The sequence below is a fragment of the Nonomuraea sp. NPDC001684 genome (assembly GCF_053596515.1).
On the sequence record NZ_JBSFGJ010000864.1, the window covers coordinates 1 to 1,444 of the forward strand.

At 77.8% G+C, this 1,444-nt stretch carries 1 protein-coding gene and 1 pseudogene; both read left to right on the forward strand.

Features of this window, described 5'->3' with window-relative positions:
• Positions 1-504, forward strand: a pseudogene (locus ACWCSD_RS52600) (carboxymuconolactone decarboxylase family protein); the annotation flags it as partial.
• A 13-nt stretch (positions 505-517) separates the two neighbouring features.
• Positions 518-1,321, forward strand: coding sequence for a TIGR03084 family metal-binding protein (locus ACWCSD_RS52605; RefSeq protein WP_397158222.1), 804 nt, complete (start codon positions 518-520; stop codon positions 1,319-1,321).
• Positions 1,322-1,444: the final 123 nt, after the last annotated feature.

Genomic DNA, 1,444 nt, shown 5'->3' on the forward strand with positions numbered 1-1,444 from the left:
CGGCCCGCCGCGCGGCGGCCCGCGGCCCCCGGCGGCTCGCTGGGCCTGCTGCCCGGCGCGCCGCTGCCGGACGACCTGGCCTGGGCGGGCGGCGTCCCGCGGCTCGGGGAGGCGTTCGCCAGGGCCGCGGCGGCGATCGAGGAGGGCGGCGCGCGGCGGCTGCCCGTCCCGGTCCGCGAGCTGGTCGCCGAGCGGGTGTCCGGCTGGGACGGCGTCCCGCCCGGCCCCGGCAGCGGCTGGGCCGGTCAGGCCGCCGCCGCGCTGCCGCCCGCGCAGCGTCCGGCCGCCCGGCTGGCGCTGCTGACCGCGCTGGCCTCCCACCAGGTGGACGCGCGCACGGTCGGCGAGTTCCGGGCCGCGACGCCGGGCCCGGCCGCGCTCGCCGACGCCGACGCCGCGCTCGTCGAGGCGGCCTCCTGGGCGGCCATGACCGCCGCCCGCCGGACCGGCGTCTGGTCCGGGCTGCCCGCCACCCCGCTTCCGACCGCATCGACAGCCGACTGAAAGGAACGAGGACGTGACCGAGCTAGAGGTAGTGCTCGACGATCTGGCGGCCGACGGCGACCAGCTCGACGCGCTGGTGTCGGGCCTGGACGCCCAGCAGTGGAAGCTGCCCACCCCCGCGCCGGGCTGGACGATCGCCGACCAGATCGCCCACCTGGCCTTCATCTTCCGCCTGGCCACCGCCGCCGCCACCGACGCGGAGGCGTTCGCGGCCATGACGGCCGGCGCGGAGAAGAACTTCGACGGCGCGGTGAACGCCGCGCTCAAGGCGTTCGAGAACGACTCGCCGGACACGCTGCTGGCCAAGTGGCGGGCCGGACGGTCGGAGGTGCACGCCGGTCTGGCCGCCGTGCCCGCGGGCGAGGTCGTGCCGTGGCTGGTCAACCCGCTGCCGCCGATCGTGCTGGCGTGCGCGGGCATCATGGAGACCTTCGCCCACGGGCAGGACGTCGCCGACGCGCTGGGCGTGCGGCTGGAGCGCACGGACCGGCTGCGGCACCTGGTCGTCTTCGCGGTGCTCACCCGGGACTTCGGCTACCTGTCGCGCGGGCTGACCCCGCCGGCCGAGGAGTTCCGCTTCGAGATCACCGGCCCCTCCGGCGAGGTGTGGGCCTACGGCCCCGAGGACGCCGCCCAGCGGATCAGCGGACCGGCCGAGGACTTCTGTCTGCTGGTGACCAGGCGGCGGCACCGCGCCGACGTGGCGGTCACGGCGACCGGCGCCGAGGCCGACCGCTGGCTGGACATCGCGCAGGCCTACCGCGGACCGGCGGGCGCCGGCCGGCGTCCCGGCCAGTTCGCCCGCGCCGGCGTCTGAGAACCGGCGTCCGACAGGCGGCGCCTGACAAGCGGCGCCTGACAAGCGGTGCCTGACAAGCGGCGCCTGAGACGCCTTCCCGAACCGCGGGCGCGCCCGTCCGGAACTCCCCCAGTCCCGGGC